This is a genomic window from Thermopolyspora sp. NPDC052614 (assembly GCF_040678635.1).
Lineage (GTDB): Bacteria > Actinomycetota > Actinomycetes > Streptosporangiales > Streptosporangiaceae > Thermopolyspora.
In genome coordinates, this window is sequence record NZ_JBFATZ010000001.1 from 600,522 (window position 1) to 618,139 (window position 17,618).

Below are 17,618 nucleotides of genomic sequence, written 5' to 3' on the forward strand. Positions count from 1 at the left end.
CCGCCATAGGAGAGGATCGAAGCCACAAGCTGATAGTCCCAAGGTTGGAGGCTCGCCTTGCACGGACCCCTGGGCGACATCGTCGTGCTCGACCTCTCCCGCGCGCTCGCCGGGCCCCATGCGGCGCAGATGCTGGGGGACATGGGGGCCAAGGTCATCAAGGTCGAGCATCCGGACGGCGGGGACGAGTCACGCGGCTGGGGCCCGCCCTTCGTTGGCCCAGATCACGACATCTCCACGTATTTCCTGGCGGCCAACCGGAACAAGCTCTCCATCACCGTCGACCTGAAGTCCGCCGACGGCAAGCGGCTCATCGAACGCCTCGTACGGCACAGCGACGTCCTCATCGAGAACTTCCGCACCGGCGTGCTCGACCGCCTCGGCTTCCCCGTCGAGCGCCTGCACGAGCTCAACCCCCGCCTGGTCGTGCTCTCCATCACCGGCTTCGGCCACGACGGCCCCGAGGGCGGGCGGCCCGGCTACGACCAGATCGCCCAGGGCGAGGCCGGGCTGATGAGCCTCACCGGCCCCGGCCCCGACGAGCCCTACCGCGTCGGCGCCTCGATCGCCGACCTGCTCGCCGGCATGAACGGCGCCTACGGCGTCGTCTCCGCCCTCTACGAGCGCGAACGCACCGGAAAGGGCCGGGTGGTGCGCACCTCGCTGCTCGCCTCGATCGTCGGCGTGCACGCCTACCACGGCACCGCGTACACGGTCGGCGGCGTCGTCCCCAAGGCGGTCGGCAACCACCACATCTCGATCGCCCCCTACGGCGCGTTCCGCTGCGCCGACGGCATGATCCAGATCGCCTGCGGTAACGAGGCCCAGTGGCGCAAACTCGCCGCCGTCCTCGGCCTCGACGCCGAGGACCCGAGATACGCCACCAACAAGGACAGATTCGCCCACCGCGACGAACTGATCGCCGACGTGGAGAAGGCGCTCGCCGCCGGCGACCGCGCCCACTGGCTCGCCGCCCTCGCCGAGACCGGCATCCCCGCCGGGGCCATCCGCTCCATCGACGAGGTGTACGCGTGGGAGCAGACGCGATCCCAGGGGCTCGTGATCGAGGTCGACCACCCCGTCCTCGGCCGCATCGAACTGCCCGGCCCGCCGCTGCGTCTCGACGGCGCGCCGCCCGCCGAGCACACCGCCCCGCCGCCCCTCGGCCAGGACAACGACGCTGTGCTCGAATGGCTCGCGGAGCGTGAGCGGTGACCCCACCGGGCTCTCCGCCGGGCGGTCCGGCCCGCCCCGACGCGAGGGCGCTGGTCGAGATCGTGCTCGACCGCGCCACGTGGAAGTCCTGGGACGAGCCGCCCGCCGACCCGGCCGCCCCCGGCTCGCCGTACGCGGACGAGTTGGCCGCCGTGCGGACCAAGACCGGCTACGACGAGTCGGTCATCACCGGCGAGGGCACCCTCGGCGGCCACCGGGTCGCGGTCGTGGTCTGCGAGTTCTCCTTCATGGCGGGCACGATCGGCATCGCCGCCGCCGAGCGGCTGGTCCGGGCGATCGAGCGCGCGACCCGGGAGCGGCTCCCGCTGCTCGCGGCGACCGCCTCCGGCGGCACCCGGATGCAGGAGGGCGCGCTCGCCTTCACCCAGATGCTGAAGATCAGCGCGGCCGTGATGGACCACCGCGCCGCCGGCCTGCCGTACCTGGTGTACCTGCGCCACCCCACCACGGGCGGGGTGTTCGCCTCGTGGGGGTCGCTCGGGCAGATGACCGCGGCCGAGCCCGGCGCGCTGGTCGGCTTCCTCGGGCCCCGGGTGTTCGAGTCGCTGCGCGGTTTCCCGTTCCCCGAGGGCGTACAGATCGCCGAGAACCTGCACGCGCACAGCCTCGTGGACGCGGTGCTACCCCCCGAGGAGATCCGTGACGTCGTCATCCGCGTGCTGAACGTCCTGCGCGCCCCGACCCGCGACCTCGACCCCGGCCCCGAGCCGGACGAGCGCGTCGCCGCCGTCGAGGCGTGGGACGCGATCATCCGGTCACGGCGCGACGACCGGCCGGGCGTGCGCACCCTGCTCAAGCTCGCCGCCTCCGACGTCATCCCGCTCAACGGCACCGGAGCCGGGGAGAACGACCCGGGCCTGGTGCTGGCCCTGGCCCGCTTCGGTACGGCTTGCGCCGTCGTCATCGGCCAGGACGGACGCCGCCGACGGGCGGCCAGCCCGCTCGGCCCGGCCGGGCTGCGGGTCGCCCGCCGGGGCATGCGGCTCGCGGCCGAGTTGGGACTGCCCCTGGTCAGCATGATCGACACCCCCGGCGCGGCGTTGTCGAAGGCCGCCGAGGAGGGCGGGCTCGCCGGAGAGATCGCCCGCTGCGTCGCCGACATGCTCACCCTCACCGCGCCCACCGTCTCGGTGCTGCTCGGCGAGGGCGCGGGCGGCGCGGCGCTCGCGCTGCTCCCCGCCGACCGGGTGCTGTGCGCCGAGCACGGCTGGCTGTCGCCGCTGCCCCCGGAGGGCGCCTCGGCGATCCTCTACCGGACCGTGGACTTCGCCCCGGAGATCGCCCAGGCGCAGGGCGTACGGTCGGTGGACCTGCGGCGCGACGGCATCGTCGACCGCGTCATCCCCGAACTGCCGGACGCCGCCTACGAGCCACGCGAGTTCTGCCTGCGCGTCGCCCGCGCGGTGGAGTACGAACTGGCGATGCTGTCACGCCGGGAACCGGACGAAAGGCTCGCCGCCCGCCGCGCCCGCTACCGCCTGCTCGGCCTGTGACGAGCCTGTGACGAGGCCGTCCGACGGCGACCGGCACGTGGCTCCCGCCGAGTCCTTGCACCGAGCACCCACCAAGCACCGAGGTGGCGCCTGCGAAAGGAGGTGCGTCGGCGACCGTCGGGCGCCCAGCCCGACCTGCCCGAGCTCGGATCGCCCCCGGCCTCTGGGCCCCGGTCAACTCGCCGGATCGCGGGCGGGCGCGGCGGGACGGCAGGGGATCTGGACGCGCTCGACGCGGATCGACCGCACCTCCTCGCGCGGCACGACCACCTCGTACGCGCCGTGGTCGACCATCCAATAGCCCAGCGACTCGGCCTTGTTCCCGTTGTGGCCGGTGTAGGCGATGTGCAGGCCGTCCTCGTCCTCGTCGAGGACCACGCAGGGCTCGCCGGAGAACGCGCCGACCGTGCGGATGAGCATCAGCCATTCCAGGTCCTCACGCTGGACCTGGAGCCGCCAGTAGCTCCCCGCCGGTTCGAACCCCTCATGCCGCTCCTCGCTGAACAGGACCACGTCGTCGCTGTCCGGCCCGATCGCGGCCGGATAGGTGTGGTCGCGATATCGGGCGAGGAAGCCGCAACCCACCGGCTCGACATCGGTCATCTGCACACTCTCCGTACGCTCCCTGCGTCCGCCCGACCGGCCGGCCCTCCGGCCCGGCCGCCGATCGGCTCGCCACTCGACGCACTGGTCGGCCCGCCGGTCATGTGGCCGGCCGCCAGGACAGCCCATCGTAGATCGCGAACAGGCGCTCGCCGTTCTCGACCACGTGGTAGATCTCGGCCCCGGCGGGAATCGGCATGGGCATCGTGTGGAACTGCGGCACCACGTGGTCCCGCGACGCCGTGAACCCGTTGCCCGCGAACGGCGGCGAATCGTTCCAATCCCCGCCCATGTGCGGGCCGTACGGCACCGCGTAGACGTCGGTGTCGCGGGCGTACCACCGCATCAGGTACAGCTCGGGCACCGTGGCGGTGAGCTGGGAGCCCTCGAAGCCGAGGTCGAGCGCCTCGTACAGCAGCTTCGGCGTGGTCAGCCGAAGGCAGTCCTGCACCCGGTACACGTAGCCGGAGATGATCGTGCGCTTGCCCTGCAGGTACGGCACGAGCAACCGGGGCGGGATGACCTTCTGCATCCGCGTCCGGACGGCCGGCTCGTTCATGCGGCCTCCTTCGCGGGCGCCGTGAGCGAGACGCCGCCGAACCCGCCGGTCCGCCCGCGCGGGGCATGCGCGGGCGCCACGGGCCCGCGACCGCGGTAATGATCAACCCGCCCGCTCACGTCGGCCCCTTTCCCGGCCTTTTCCGGGCGGCATGGGCGACGCGCCGCCGTGCCCACCGGTTCGCTCGCTCCGCTGAATCACGCCGTCAGTTTACGATCTGTTGAGGTTCAGCCGTCGGTGTTCCAGGCAGGGGAGCACCGCGCGGACCCGATCGGTCGCCGCCGGGTCGAGCTCGGCCACGCGCACGGTCTCGTCCGGGCCGAGATCGGTGCGCACCACGCCCATCGGGTCCACGAGCATGCTGCGTCCCACGCCGAAGCCGTCGCGGAACTCCAGCGAGGGCGCCTGCCCGACCGCGATCGTCCACATGGTGTTCTCGATCGCGCGGGCGCGGACCAGGGCGATCCAGTGGTCCTCCTTCATCGGCCCCGAGCCCCACGCGGCGATCACGGCGAACGCCTCCGCCCCGAGATCGACCAACCGCCGGGCCAGCTCGGGGAAGCGTACGTCGTAGCAGGTGATCAGGCCGATGCGCAGCCCGGCCAGCTCCACGACGACCGGGGTGTCGCCGGGCGTGACCAGCTCGGACTCCAGCGCGCCGAACGAGTCGAACAGGTGGATCTTGCGGTAGGCGGCGCGCAGCGCGCCGTCGGGCCCGAGCGCGACGGCGGTGTTGAACACCCGGCCGTCGCCGGACGGCTCGAACGTCCCGGCGATCACGGCCACGGAGTGCTCGCGGGCCGCCTCGGCCAGACCCGTCACGAACGGGCCGTCGAGCGGCTCGGCGGCCTCGCGGATGTCCCGGCCGAAGCGGACCAGGCTGCACTCGGGGAAGACGGCCAGGTCGGCTCCGTCGGCCGCCGCCTCGGCGAGGGCCTTGCGGGCGCGTTCCAGGTTGGTCTTGGGGTCACGGGTGACGGCGATCTGGCACAGGGCAATGCGCATGCCCTCATTCTGACCCGCGCGGGGCCGCCCGTCAGGACGCGGGTGCCGGAGGGTTGCCCCGCCCGGGGGCGTCGAGACGGTTGGGGACCGGCCGCTGCCAGGTCAGCACCCGCCAGACCCACTCCAGCGGGCCGTACGCGTGGGTGCGCAGCCACCGGTGACTCAGCACGGCCTGGGTGGCGAGCACCGCCAGCGAGAAGACCACCACCGACCAGCGGGTCTGGTCGGCGGTGAGGAACGGCAGCGCCGCCAGGATCAGCACCGTGCTGGACAGGTAGTTCGTCAGCGCCATCCGGCCCAGCGGCTCCAGCACCGCCGACACGGTACGGCTCGCCCGCGCGACCAGCATCGCCCCGGTGCCGTACGCGACCGCCGTGGTGACCGCCGCGAGCATGGGCGCGGCCGTGAACAGCGGCCGCACGGCCTGCCAGCGCGCCGGGTCGCTCTCCGTCTGGACCCATAGCCAGGTCGTGGCCACGCCGAGCGGCGCGCTCACCGCGAACGCCGGGAGCAGCAGCCTCGGCGAGGGGCGGTACCTGACCACGGCCATGCCCAGCGGGAACAGCCCGGCGATCAGCAGCCACGGATCGCCGAGCAGCATCGCCGCGGCCACCCCGGCGAGCCCGGCGATCAGCGCCACCCAGCGCGGCAGGAACGAGGCGGGCAGCAGCAGGACCACCCCGAACGCCGCGTACGGCAGCAGCACCTCGCCGGGGTTGATGATCTGGTGCAGCAGGCCGAAACAGGCGAGCACGATCAGCCGCATCAGCAGGGCGAGCCGGGGATAGGCGGTGCGGGCCCGCGCGCTGTCCAGGAAGAGCACGAAGCCGATCCCGAACAGGAACGAGAAGATCGGGTAGAACCTGCCCTCCAGCAGCAGGTCGATCGCCCGATCGACGGGCGTGTCGGTCAGGTACGCCGACGAGCCCTGGACGTGCTGCCAGGTGTTGACCACCATGATCCCGCAGATCGCGAAGCCGCGCAGCGCGTCCAGCTCGTGAATGCGGGGCCGGGTGGCCCGCTGCTCGCCCCGCTGCGGGGTTGTGGGGACGCTGCGCGACTCGGCCATAGGAGCCAGTTCATCATGGTTGGTCCGATGCGCGGGGCGTTTCCCTCCGCCGGGAGCGGCGGCGTCGGTGTTCACCTCGCGGGTGGGCTCGGCTCGCGCGGGCGATCCCGTTACGCTGAACTCCGTGAATGAGCCTCTGGTCGCCAGGATGCGGGAGTTCGGCACGACGGTCTTCGCCGAGATGACGGCGCTCGCCGTACGGACCGGGTCGATCAACCTCGGCCAGGGGTTCCCCGACACCGACGGCCCGCCGGCGATGCTGGACAAGGCCGTCGAGGCGATCCGCTCCGGCCTCAACCAGTACCCGCCGGGGCCCGGCATGCCCGAGCTGCGCCAGGCGGTCAGCGACCACCACAAGGACCGGTACGGCCTGGCCTACGACCCCGACGGCGAGATCCTCGTCACCGTCGGCGCGACCGAGGCGATCACGTCGGCGGTGCTGGCGCTGTGCGAGCCCGGCGACGAGGTGATCGCCTTCGAGCCCTACTACGACTCCTACGCCGCCGCGATCGCGATGGCGCAGGCCGTGCGCCGGCCGGTGACGCTGCGCCCGGTGAACGGCCGCTTCACCTTCGACCCCGCCGAGCTGCGCGCCGCCGTCGGCCCGCGCACCCGGGCGATCCTGGTCAACTCCCCGCACAACCCCACCGGCACCGTCTTCACCCGCGAGGAGCTGGACGAGATCGCCGCCGTGTGCGCCGAGCACGACCTCATCGCGATCACCGACGAGGTGTACGAGCACCTCACCTTCGACGACGCCGAGCACATCCCGCTGGCGACGCTGCCGGGCATGCGCGAGCGCACCGTGATGATCTCCTCGGCGGGCAAGACCTTCTCGGCGACGGGCTGGAAGACCGGCTGGATCTGCGCCCCCGCGCCGCTGGTCACCGCCGCGCAGACGGTCAAGCAGTTCCTCACCTTCACCGCGAACGCCCCCTGGCAGGTCGCCGTCGCGTACGCGCTGCGTCACGAGACGGACTGGGTGACCCGGCTGCGCGCGGACCTGCAGGCCAAACGCGACCGGCTCATGTCCGGCCTGTCCGCCGCCGGATTCGAGGTGCTGCGTCCCGCCGGGACGTACTTCGTGCAGACCGACATCCGCCCGCTCGGCTTCACCGACGGCCTCGACCTCACCCGCCGCCTGCCCGAACTGGCCGGGGTGGTCGCCATCCCGACGCAGGTCTTCTACGACCACGCCGAGGCCGGGCGGCACTTCGTCCGCTTCGCGTTCTGCAAGCGCGACGAGGTCATCGACGAGGCGGTGCGCCGCCTCACCCGCCTCGCCTCCGGCGGCTGACCCGCCGCCTCTTCCTCACCTCCGTCCTGCTTGGCAAGGGATGCCGAGGAACGGCCACTTGTTGGGCAATCCCTGCCCATGAGGGGGCACGGGCCGTACGACTAGCGTCGCGATGTGGGCGAACGCGTACTGATCGCACTCGGCGGCAACGCGATGACGGGCCCCGACGGCAACGCCGCGCCCGACGAGCAGCGGCACGCCGTCGAGGAGGCCACCCGGCACATCGCGGCGTTGCTCGCGCGCGGGCACCAAGTGATCATCACACACGGCAACGGCCCCCAGGTGGGCAACGTGCTGCTGAAGAACCAGCTCACCGCCGACGTCGTGCCGCCCGTGCCGCTCGACTGGTGCGTCGCCACCACCCAGGCCACGATCGGCAACCTCATCCTCAACGCCCTGGGCGGCCGCACCGCCGTGGTGGTCACCCGTACCCTCGTCGATCCCGCCGACCCCGCCTTCGCCGACCCGGTCAAGCCGATCGGCCGCTACTTCACCGAGGCGGAGGCGCGGCGTTTCGAGCGGCTCGGCGAGACGTGGCGGCGCTTCGACCGGGGCTGGCGGCGCGTCGTCGCCTCGCCCGAGCCGCTGGAGATCCTCGACGCCGACGCCGCCGCCGCGCTCATGGAGGACGGCTTCACCGTCGTCGCCGCGGGCGGCGGGGGAGTGCCGGTGGTCCGGGATCCGGACGGCACGCTGCGCGGGGTCGCCGCCGTCATCGACAAGGACCTCGCCGCCGCGCTGCTCGCCCGCGCCGTCAAGGCGACCACGCTGGTGATCGCGACGAACGTCGACCACGCGTACGCCGGGTACGGCACGCCGGACCAGCGGCCGATCGGGCGCGTCACCCCGGAGCAGATGCGGGCGCTGCAGGCCGAGGGGCACTTCGCCCGCGGCAGCATGGGACCCAAGATCGAGGCCGCGGTGCGCTTCGTGGAGGACGGCGGGGAACGCGCCGTCATCACCTCGCTCGAGCGGATCGGCGAGGCGTTGGACGGCCGGATCGGCACCGTGGTCCAGACTGGCGGTGCCGCATTGAGGTGAGGGCGCGCCGGTGATCCGGACCGTGTACGCGGGAGTGCCCGCCGGGGCGCTCCAGGCAGGCAGGGGACGACACCGATTCACCGGGTCCTCGGCGCGATGCGCTGGATCGCGATCGACATGAGCGATGACGGAGGTTGATGGAAATGCCGGATCCGATCGAGGTACGCAAGGTCGCCATCGAGAGCGTCACCGACGCCTCCGGGCTGGCCCGGCTGATCGACGACGGGGTGATCGAGGCCGACCGGGTGCTGGCGGTCGTGGGCAAGACCGAGGGCAACGGCGGGGTGAACGACTACACGCGCATCCTGGCCGACCGCGCCTTCCGCGAGGTGCTCGTCGCCAAGGGCACCCGTACGCCGGAGGAGGTCGCGCAGGTGCCGCTGGTCTGGTCGGGCGGCACCGACGGCGTGCTCAGCCCGCACGCCACGATCTTCGCGACCATCGACCCGGCGAAGGCCGTACCGTCGGACGAGCCCCGCCTGTCGGTCGGCGTGGCGATGAGCGACGTGATCCTGCCGGAGGACATCGGCCGGCCCGCCATGGTGGAGAAGGTGGCCGCCGGAGTACGCGAGGCCATGAAGATCGCCGGCATCGAGGACCCGGCCGACGTGCACTACGTGCAGACCAAGACGCCGCTGCTCACCCTCTCGACGATCAACGACGCCAAGGAGCGCGGCCACACCGTCATCACCGAGGACACGCTGAAGTCCATGGACATCTCCAACTCCACCACCGCCCTCGGCATCGCCGTCGCGCTGGGAGAGATCGAGCCGCCCACGGCCGAGCAGATCCACAAGGACCTGTCCCTGTACTCCAGCGTCGCCTCCTGCTCCTCCGGCGTCGAACTCGACCGGGCCCAGATCGTCGTCGTGGGCAACGTACGCGGCATCGGCGGCCGCTACCGCATCGGCCACTCGGTGATGAAGGACGCCCTCGACGCCGACGGCATCTGGGAGGCGATCCGCTCCAGCGGCATCGAACTGCCCGACCGCCCGCACCCGTCCGACCTGGCGGACCGGCTGGTCAACGTGTTCATCAAATGCGAAGCCGACCCCTCGGGCCGAGTCCGCGGACGCCGCAACATCATGCTCGACGACTCCGACGTCCACTGGCACCGGCAGATCAAGGCGACCGTGGGCGGCGTCGCGGCCTCGGTAACCGGCGACCCGGCCGTGTTCGTCTCGGTCGCCGCCGTACACCAGGGCCCATCCGGCGGCGGCACCGTGGCCGCCATCGCCGACCTGGGGTGAGGCCGGGACCTGGCCGGGGCGCGGGTAGGCTCGGCCGACGTGCAGAGCATTCCGCAGCCGATCCTGCCCGATGACGACGGATCCGCCGACGCCGCGCTGGCGTCGGCGCTGGCCGCCTTCGCCGGCGGCACGGGCGACGCCGCCGCGGTGGTGACCGCGCTGGGCGACGCGCGCCTGCTGCTGCCGGCGGTGGTCGTGCCCGTCGAGGACCTCCCCGGGGAGGTGTGCGGGACCAGCGGCAGCGAGATGGCCCTGCCCAAACTTATCGGCAAGGACGGCCGCGCCGCCGTGCCCGCCTTCACCAGCCTCGACACCCTCCGGCGCTGGCGTGCCGACGCCCGGCCCATCCAGGTCAAGGCCCCACAGGTCTGCCACACGGCCGTCCACGAGGAGGCCGCCGCCGTGGTGCTCGACGTGGCGGGGCCGGTGCCGTTCCCGATCGAAGGCGCCCTGCTGCACGCCCTCGCGGTCGTGGACGCGCCCTCCGACGACCTCCTGGAACGCATGACCAAGGACATGCCGGACGCCGTCGTGGCCCGCTTGGAGACCCGCCGCCGCAGATTCCCCTGGTCCCGCCGCTAGCCGCCGCGCCTGCCCCGACCGCCCAGTCGTCCACAGGCCGGTGACCCCGCCCTTTCCCGGGACCGCCGGTGTCTTAGGCTCGATCGGTGGCTGTACTCACCGTCGCGGCAGCGGCGCTACTGGGGCTGATCGCAGGCCGATACGTCCGGGAGTTCTCGGGGCGTTTCGCCGTCATCTCCGAGGGAGCCGTCGCGGCCGAAGGGGACGGTGTGAAGGCGGAGAACGTCGCCGCCGATTCGGTCACCGGCTGGGACGCCGACGTCAACAAGGACCCCGGCGGCGGGTCGGCCGAGCGTGGGTCGGCGGCCATCGCGGGCACGCGGGGGGCGGAGGCGCGTGAGGCATTCCGGGCGGTTTCGCGGACGGTGCCGGTGCCGGCATGGCCGCCGACGGTGGAACTCGCCACCGCCGCGGTGTGCGGGCTCGTCGTGTGGCGGCTCGGCGGGCAGTCGGGGTGGCTGCTCGCCGCCTGGCTCTACCTGGCGGTCGTGGGGATGGCGCTCACGGTCATCGACTGGCGGACGCGGCGACTGCCCGACGTCCTCACGCTGCCGTCGTACGTCGTGCTGCTGGGCCTGCTGGCGCCCTCGGGGGCGATGCCCCAGGCGATCTACGGGATGCTGGGGCTGGGGGCGGTCTACGCCGTGCTGTGGTTCGTCCGCCCCGACGCGCTCGGGCTCGGAGACGTGAAGCTCGCCGGGCTGATCGGCCTCGCCACCGGGGCCCTGGGGCTCCAGTCGTGGGTGGTCGCGGCCGTCGGCGGCCACCTGCTGGGGGCGCTGTACGCGCTCGGCCTGCTGATCACCCGGCGGGGGACGCTGAAGAGCGAGTTCCCCTTCGGCCCGTTCATGCTGGCGGCCGCCCTGGCGGCGCTCCTCGTGGCCCGGTGAGCGCCCGGCGAATGGCCGGGGATCGGCGCACGAGTGGCCCGGGAGTGGCCCGGGAGTGGCCCGAAAGTGGCACGGGAGCGGACTTGGAGCGGCACGGAGACGGTCGTGGCGTGGCACGGAGGCGGCCTGGGAGCGGCCTTGGAAGTGGCACGGGGACGGTCGTGCAGTTGCACGGAGGCGGGCACGGGAGCGGCCTTGAAGCAGCACGGGGACCGTCGTGGCGTGGCACGGAGGCGGCCTGGAAGCGGCGTGGAGGCGGCCTTGGAGTGGCACGGGAGCGGCACGGTGACGGGGCGATGACACTCGGACGCGGCACGGTGATCCGGGGACGTCCCAGGGGGAGAGACATGGAAGACTTATGCCCATGTTGCGTTGGTTGACCGCCGGGGAGTCCCACGGCCCCGAACTCGTCGCGATCCTGGAAGGGCTGCCCGCAGGGGTGGAGGTGACGACGGCCGACATCGCCGAGGCGTTGCGCCGCCGCCGCCTCGGGTACGGCCGCGGGGCCAGGATGAAGTTCGAGCAGGACGAGGTCACCATCGTCGGCGGCGTACGGCACGGGCGCACCCTCGGCAGCCCGGTCGCGATCCGCGTGGGCAACACCGAGTGGCCCAAGTGGGAGACCGTGATGGCCGCCGACCCGGTCGACGAGGACATCCTCGCCGGGCAGGCCCGCAACGCCCCGCTGTCCCGCCCCCGCCCCGGCCACGCCGACCTGTCGGGCATGCAGAAGTACGGCTTCGACGACGCCCGCCCGGTACTGGACCGCGCCAGCGCGCGGGAGACGGCGGCGCGGGTGGCGCTCGGCCAGGTCGCCCGCAACTTCCTCAAGCAGGCCCTCGGCGTCGAGATCGTCAGCCACGTGGTGGAGATCGGCGGAGTGGCCGCGCCCGACGGCGTGATCCCGGCCCCGGCCGACGCCGCCGCCCTCGACGAGAACCCGGTACGCTGCCTCGACCCGCAGGCCGCCGAGGCGATGGTCGCCGAGATCGACGCCGCCCGCAAGGACGGCGACACCCTCGGCGGCGTGGTCGAGGTGATCGCGTACGGGCTGCCGCCGGGCCTGGGCAGCTACGTGCACTGGGACCGCCGCCTCGACGCCCGGCTCGCCGCCGCGCTCATGGGCATCCAGGCGATCAAGGGCGTGGCCGTCGGCGACGGCTTCGAGACCGCCCGGCGGCGCGGCTCCAAGGCCCACGACGAGATCGAGAACACCCCCGAGGGCGTCCGCCGGGTCACCAACCGGGCGGGCGGCGTCGAGGGCGGCATGACCAACGGCGAGCCGCTGCGGGTCCGGGCCGCGATGAAGCCCATCTCGACCGTCCCCCGGGCGCTGTCCACGATCGACGTCAAGACCGGCGAGCCCGCCAAGGCGATCAACCAGCGCTCGGACGTGTGCGCGGTCGTCCCGGCCGCCGTCGTCGGCGAGGCGATGGTCGCGCTCGTGCTCGCCGACGCCGCCGTGGAGAAGTTCGGCGGCGACTCGGTCGAGGAGGTCGCCCGCAACCTGTCCGGCTACCTGTCCGCCCTGGTGGTGAAGTAGATATGAGCCCGCGAGTCGTGCTGATCGGCGCGCCCGGATCCGGCAAGACGACGATCGGCAGGCTGCTCGCCGAGCGGCTCGGCGCGGAGTTCCGCGACACCGACGCCGACATCGAGGCGACCGCCGGCAAGACCGTCTCCGACATCTTCGTCGAGGACGGCGAGGAGCGCTTCCGCGACCTGGAGGCCGAGGCCGTACGGCTGGCGCTCGTCGCCCACGACGGCGTCCTCGCCCTCGGCGGCGGCGCGATCCTGCGCCCCGAGACGCAGCGGCGGCTCGCCGGGCACACCGTCGTCTACCTGGAGGTCGGCCTGTCCGACGCGGTCCGCAGGGTCGGCCTCGGCTCGGCCCGCCCGCTGCTCGTGCTCAACCCGCGCAGCCAGCTGCGCCGCCTCATGGAGGAACGGCGCCCCATCTACGAGCGGCTCGCCACCGTGCGCGTGTCCACCGAGGGCCGCGAGCCGGACCAGGTCGCCGACGACATCCTCAAGGAGATCGAGGCATGACGGCGACGAGGATCACCGTCCGCGGGGCGGAGCCGTACGACGTGGTCGTGGGCGGCGGAGTGCTCGGCGAGCTGCCGTCGCTGCTCGGCGCGGGCGTGCGCACGGTCGCGCTGATCCACCCGGAGACCCTGCCGGACATCGCCCGGAGCGTACACGAGGCCCTGGGCGAGGCCGGGTACGAGGTCGTGGCGCTGCCGGTGCCAGACGGCGAGCAGGCCAAGTCCGTGCACGTGGCCGCCGAGCTGTGGTCGGCGCTGGGACGCCACGGGGTGACCCGCTCGGACGCGGTCGTCGGCGTCGGCGGCGGGGCCACCACCGACCTGGCCGGGTTCGTCGCCGCCACGTGGCTGCGCGGCGTCAAGGTCGTGCTGGTGCCCACGACGCTGCTGGCCATGGTGGACGCGGCGGTCGGCGGCAAGACCGGCATCAACACCGCCGAGGGCAAGAACCTCGTCGGCTCCTTCTACCCGCCCGCCGGGGTGCTCTGCGACCTGCGGACGCTGGCCACCGTGCCGCGCCCGGACTACGTCAGCGGCCTCGCCGAGGTGATCAAGGGCGGCTTCATCGCCGACCCGGAGATCCTCGCCCGGATCGAGGAGGATCCGCAGGGCGCGCGTACCCCCGACGGACGGCACACCCGCGAGCTGATCGAGCGCAAGATCCGCGTAAAGGCCGAGGTCGTGGGCGCCGACCTGCGCGAGGCGGGCCTGCGCGAGATCCTCAACTACGGCCACACGCTGGCGCACGCGATCGAGCGCGTCGAGGACTACGGCATGCGGCACGGCGACGCCGTCGCGATCGGCATGGTGTTCGCCGCCGCGCTGTCCCACCTGGACGGCCGCGTCGGCGCGGACCTGGTGGAGCGCACCCGGTCCATCCTGACCTCGGTCGGCCTGCCGGTCACCTACCGGCGGGACGCGTGGCCGCAGTTGCGCGACCACATGCGCGTGGACAAGAAGAACCGCGGGGCCACGTCCCGCTTCGTGGTCCTCGACGGGGTGGCACAGGTCTCCCGCCTGGTGAACCCGCCGGAAGACCTGCTGGAGGCGGCCTTCGCGGCCGTGACCGGCGGATGACGGACGGCGGCCCACGGACGTGCGCGCACGGCGGACGACCGGCACCGATGGCGGACGGTCGTCATGGCTGGCCCGCCATCCGCACGACGGCGGTCGGTGGCTCAAGGGTGCCGGACGGTCGTCATGGCTGGCGGGCCTTCCGCATGGCGGCGGTCGGTGGCTCAAGGGTGTCGGACGGTCGGCAGGGCGGTGGACGGTTGCCGGACGGGCGGGCGATGGGTCGGCCGCGACGATGGGTCGGCCGACCGGCAGGAGCGGTAGGCGGCGAATGAGTTCGCGATGGCGGCGGAGGAGTGATCGGTGAAGCCGGTCTTTGTGCTTAACGGTCCCAATCTGGGCAGGCTCGGCAGTAGAGAGCCCGACGTGTACGGTTCGGCCACCTTCGAGGACCTCGTCGAGCTGTGCCGGTCCATTGGCCGCGAACTCGGCCTCTCGGTCGAGGTACGGCAGACCGACGACGAGGCCGAGCTGGTCGGCTGGGTGCACGAGGCCGCCGACGGCAAGATCCCGATCGTGCTGAACCCGGCCGCGTTCACCCACTACTCCTACGCGCTGCGGGACGCGCTCGCCCAGCGCACCGCCCCGCTCGTGGAGGTGCACATCAGCAACCCGGCGGCCCGCGAGGAGTTCCGCCACACCTCGGTGGTCGCGGGCGTCGCCACCGGCACGATCGCCGGGTTCGGCCTGTACTCCTACGTGCTCGCCCTGCACGCGATCGCCGAGGCCCTGCGGAACGGGGACTGACCGATGCCCGACATCGACGTGACCCCCGGCGGCCCGGCCTCCCACGCCCGCCGCTACCGCGGCTTCGTCGCCGTCGGCGACAGCTTCACCGAGGGCCTGAACGACCCCGGCAAGGACGGCGCGTTCCGCGGCTGGGCGGACCGGGTGGCCGAACGCCTCGCCGACCTGGAGCCCGGCTTCCGCTACGCCAACCTCGCCGTGCGCGGCAAGCTCATCGAGCAGATCGTCCGCGACCAGGTCCCGGTCGCGGTGTCGATGAAGCCCGACCTCATCAGCTTCTGCGCGGGCGGCAACGACCTGCTGCGCCCCGGCAGCGACCCCGACCGCATGGCCAAACGGGTCGCCGCCGCCGTACGGGACCTGCGCGGCACCGGAGCCGACGTGCTCATGTTCACCGGCGTCGACGTCCGCGACACCCCGATCATGCGGCAGCTGCGCGGCAAGTTCGCCACCTTCTACCTGCACGTGCGTTCCATCGCCGACCTGTACGGCTGCCGCCTCGTCGATCTGTGGTCGATGCAGAGCCTGCGCGACTGGCGCGCCTGGAGCGAGGACCGCCTGCACCTCAACGCCGAAGGCCACCGCCGCGTCGCCGCCCGCGTCATGGACGTCCTCGGCGTCGACTGCGAGGACGACTGGCGCGCCCCCTGGCCCCCGCGCGAGCCCATCGACCCCCGCGCCAAACGCCGCGAGGACATCCGCTGGATCCGCGAGCACCTGGCCCCGTGGATCGGCCGCCGCCTGCGCGGCAGATCCTCCGGCGACGGCCTGACCCCCAAACGCCCCCTTCTCGAACCCTACGAGCGCTGAATGTAAGCGTCATACTTCGTCGCGCCCCGGCTCACCCTGCTCAGCAGGCGCAACCGGGTGCTCGCCCTGCGCGACCTGCAGCGGTGGGACGAGGCCGATCCGGAGATCGGGGAGGCGGTCCGGATGCGCCGGAAGGTGCCGGGCGAGGATTCTCCCGGCACGGTCTCCGCGTGCGATGACGTGGCGGACCTGCTGGAGGACATGGGCCGGTGGGACGAGGCCGAGCCGGAGATCGGGGAGACAATCCGGATCCGCCGGGAGATGCCGGGCCCGGTCCCCGCGTGCGATGACCTAGCTGACCTGCTGGACGGACACAGGCCGGTGGGAGGAGGCCCGAGGCGGAGCACCCGGCGGTTTGGAGGCCGAGCGCCGGACGTTCGGCGAGGAGCGTCCGGACATGCAGGCGCGCCGCCGTCACCTCGGTCTGCTGCGGCATCCCGAGCAGGGCGGCGAATGGAGGTGACGGCGAGCGGCCGCCGGATCACCACTCCCGGCGGCGCTCGCGCGGGTCGCGTTCGTCGCCCAGCGGCGGCTGCGGCTCGTCCGGCCTCCTGAGGCGCTCGCCCGTGGAGTACATGTTCTCGGGCGTGTACGGGCGGGGGGCCAGCGGATCGGCCTGCTGCTGGTAGGGGCCGCCGGGGGGCTGCTGGTAGTCCGGCGGGCCCGCGTACTCGGGGGCGGGCTGGTAGTCGGACGGCGGGTAGTCCGGGGCGGGCTGGCGGCTCTGCCGGTTGCCGACCTGGCCCAGGCCGAGCGGGTCGGAGGGGTCCACCGCGGGGGGCTGCTTGCCGTAGCCGCCGGGCTGCTCCAAGGGCGGCATGCCGTAGGGGTCGGTGCTTTCCATGGGCGGCTGACCCGGTTGGCCCGGCTGGCCGTGTGCACCGTGCTGGCCGTGCGGCCCCGGCTGTCCTGGAGGGCCGCCGTACGGGCCGGGCTGGCCGTGCTGGCCCGCCGGGCCGGGGAACGGCGGATACTGCTCGGGCTGCCGGCCGTACTGGTCGGGCTGGCCGTACTGGTCGCCCTGCGGGCCGTACGGGGCGGGCGGGGGCGGCACCGGGCCGGAGGCCACGAGCTTGTCGGAGGTCGGGGGGTTGCCACGGGCGACGAGGACGTCGTTGGGGCCCACGCTCGGCACCGCGGACATCCGCGGGTCGCTTTCGGGGTACGAGTGGCCGTCGTAGTGGGCGGCCTCGGGGTAGGGCCGGTTGTCCTGGTACGCCCCGCCGTCCTGATAGGGGCCCTGCTCCTGGTATGCCCCGCCGTCCTGGTAGGGGCCCTGCTCCTGGTACGGCCCGCCGCCCTGGTACGGCCCCGCGTCCGGATAGCCGGGCTGCTCCTGGTATGCCCCGGCGTCGGGATAGGGGCCGGGCTGGTGGTGCGCCCCGGTGCCGCCCTCCTGCGGCGGCCGGACGTACTGCCCGGTGCCCGGGTACTCCGGATAGTCGCCCTGCGGCTGAGGCGGCTGGGGCGCCTCCTCGGGGTGCTCCGCCCCCTCGGCGACCTGCCCGCCGGCCTCGGCGAAACCCTCCTCCAGCGTGTCCAGGAGGCGCTCGACGTCCTGGAACGGCATGCGGAAGCTGGCGGTGCACATCTCCCCCCGCCAGAGGCTGAGGACGAGGGTGCCCTCGTGCCATGTGACCCGGAGCACGCGCTCCTGGCCGCGGGCGTCGAAGAAGACCTCGCCGAAGGAGGGTAGTGGGACAACTTCCGACATGGCACTCATAGTGCTATTACCAGCCTTTATTCGTCCACTAGACGGTCAAAACCTTACCGTGAGCGACCCTCCATCCGCCGGAGAAGTCGGAGAGCGTCTTCTCAGGAAGAGGATATGCGGCTTCGGCGCGCCGCGACCGGGGTACGGTTGACTGTCGTGCCCGACCTTCTTCCGCCCGCGTCCTCACCTGAGCATTCGCC

The 17,618-nt window shown here is 72.9% G+C and carries 18 protein-coding genes; 13 read left to right on the forward strand and 5 right to left on the reverse strand.

Translation table 11 applies throughout. The features are described 5' to 3' along the window. The first annotated feature begins 57 nt into the window (after positions 1-57). A complete protein-coding gene (locus AB0K60_RS02530) occupies positions 58-1,215 on the forward strand; it encodes a CoA transferase (RefSeq protein WP_364047726.1) in 1,158 nt (385 codons plus the stop codon). After that, positions 1,212-2,729 carry a carboxyl transferase domain-containing protein gene (locus tag AB0K60_RS02535; protein ID WP_364047728.1) on the forward strand — a complete coding sequence of 506 codons (1,518 nt, stop codon included), beginning with the start codon at positions 1,212-1,214 and terminating at the stop codon, positions 2,727-2,729. The genes AB0K60_RS02530 and AB0K60_RS02535 overlap by 4 nt, the downstream gene beginning before the upstream one ends. 174 nt (positions 2,730-2,903) lie before the next feature. Here the strand turns inward: AB0K60_RS02535 and AB0K60_RS02540 are convergent, their stop codons facing one another. From AB0K60_RS02540 to AB0K60_RS02555, 4 genes are all read right to left on the reverse strand, one after another. Continuing rightward, complete coding sequence (locus tag AB0K60_RS02540; protein ID WP_364047730.1) at positions 2,904-3,332, reverse strand: hypothetical protein; 429 nt, start codon at positions 3,330-3,332, stop codon at positions 2,904-2,906. A 100-nt stretch (positions 3,333-3,432) separates the two neighbouring features. Next, a complete protein-coding gene (locus AB0K60_RS02545) occupies positions 3,433-3,891 on the reverse strand; it encodes a hypothetical protein (RefSeq protein WP_364047732.1) in 459 nt (152 codons plus the stop codon). A 210-nt stretch (positions 3,892-4,101) separates the two neighbouring features. Beyond that, positions 4,102-4,896 carry a carbon-nitrogen hydrolase family protein gene (locus AB0K60_RS02550; RefSeq protein WP_364047734.1) on the reverse strand — a complete coding sequence of 265 codons (795 nt, stop codon included), beginning with the start codon at positions 4,894-4,896 and terminating at the stop codon, positions 4,102-4,104. A 31-nt stretch (positions 4,897-4,927) separates the two neighbouring features. After that, positions 4,928-5,965, reverse strand: coding sequence for a DUF418 domain-containing protein (locus AB0K60_RS02555; RefSeq protein ID WP_364047736.1), 1,038 nt, complete (start codon positions 5,963-5,965; stop codon positions 4,928-4,930). 124 nt (positions 5,966-6,089) lie between these two features. Between AB0K60_RS02555 and AB0K60_RS02560 the strand changes: the two genes are divergently transcribed. From AB0K60_RS02560 to AB0K60_RS02610, 11 genes are all read left to right on the forward strand, one after another. Beyond that, positions 6,090-7,262: a pyridoxal phosphate-dependent aminotransferase gene (locus AB0K60_RS02560; protein ID WP_364047738.1), complete on the forward strand. Its 1,173-nt coding sequence runs from the start codon at positions 6,090-6,092 to the stop codon at positions 7,260-7,262. A 114-nt stretch (positions 7,263-7,376) separates the two neighbouring features. After that, positions 7,377-8,303 (forward strand): carbamate kinase, encoded by a 927-nt coding sequence (gene arcC, locus AB0K60_RS02565; RefSeq protein ID WP_364047740.1) that lies wholly within the window; start codon positions 7,377-7,379, stop codon positions 8,301-8,303. Positions 8,304-8,446: 143 nt separating this feature from the next. Beyond that, the gene (locus AB0K60_RS02570) at positions 8,447-9,553 is read left to right on the forward strand and encodes a ring-opening amidohydrolase (protein WP_364047742.1); all 1,107 of its coding nucleotides are present in this window, start codon (positions 8,447-8,449) and stop codon (positions 9,551-9,553) included. Positions 9,554-9,592: 39 nt separating this feature from the next. Then, on the forward strand, positions 9,593-10,135 hold the full coding sequence (locus tag AB0K60_RS02575; protein ID WP_364047744.1) for an SseB family protein: 543 nt from the start codon (positions 9,593-9,595) through the stop codon (positions 10,133-10,135). Positions 10,136-10,221: 86 nt separating this feature from the next. Then, positions 10,222-11,025, forward strand: a complete 804-nt coding sequence (locus AB0K60_RS02580; protein WP_364047746.1) for an A24 family peptidase — start codon at positions 10,222-10,224, stop codon at positions 11,023-11,025. A 364-nt stretch (positions 11,026-11,389) separates the two neighbouring features. Continuing rightward, the gene (gene aroC / locus AB0K60_RS02585; protein ID WP_364047748.1) at positions 11,390-12,568 is read left to right on the forward strand and encodes a chorismate synthase; all 1,179 of its coding nucleotides are present in this window, start codon (positions 11,390-11,392) and stop codon (positions 12,566-12,568) included. Positions 12,569-12,570: 2 nt separating this feature from the next. Next, positions 12,571-13,074: a shikimate kinase gene (locus tag AB0K60_RS02590; protein ID WP_364047750.1), complete on the forward strand. Its 504-nt coding sequence runs from the start codon at positions 12,571-12,573 to the stop codon at positions 13,072-13,074. Next, on the forward strand, positions 13,071-14,150 hold the full coding sequence (gene aroB, locus AB0K60_RS02595) for a 3-dehydroquinate synthase (RefSeq protein WP_364047752.1): 1,080 nt from the start codon (positions 13,071-13,073) through the stop codon (positions 14,148-14,150). The genes AB0K60_RS02590 and aroB overlap by 4 nt, the downstream gene beginning before the upstream one ends. Positions 14,151-14,450: 300 nt before the next feature. After that, complete coding sequence (gene aroQ / locus AB0K60_RS02600) at positions 14,451-14,894, forward strand: type II 3-dehydroquinate dehydratase (RefSeq protein WP_364047754.1); 444 nt, start codon at positions 14,451-14,453, stop codon at positions 14,892-14,894. Positions 14,895-14,897: 3 nt separating this feature from the next. Beyond that, entirely contained in the window at positions 14,898-15,704 is an 807-nt protein-coding gene (locus tag AB0K60_RS02605) for an SGNH/GDSL hydrolase family protein (RefSeq protein WP_364047756.1), read from the forward strand. A 36-nt stretch (positions 15,705-15,740) separates the two neighbouring features. Further along, positions 15,741-16,259, forward strand: coding sequence for a tetratricopeptide repeat protein (locus AB0K60_RS02610; protein ID WP_364048145.1), 519 nt, complete (start codon positions 15,741-15,743; stop codon positions 16,257-16,259). Here AB0K60_RS02610 and AB0K60_RS02615 read toward each other — a convergent pair. After that, positions 16,186-17,418, reverse strand: coding sequence for a hypothetical protein (locus AB0K60_RS02615; protein ID WP_364047758.1), 1,233 nt, complete (start codon positions 17,416-17,418; stop codon positions 16,186-16,188). The two genes, AB0K60_RS02610 and AB0K60_RS02615, sit on opposite strands and share 74 nt — an antisense overlap. Between the last annotated feature and the right edge of the window lie 200 nt (positions 17,419-17,618).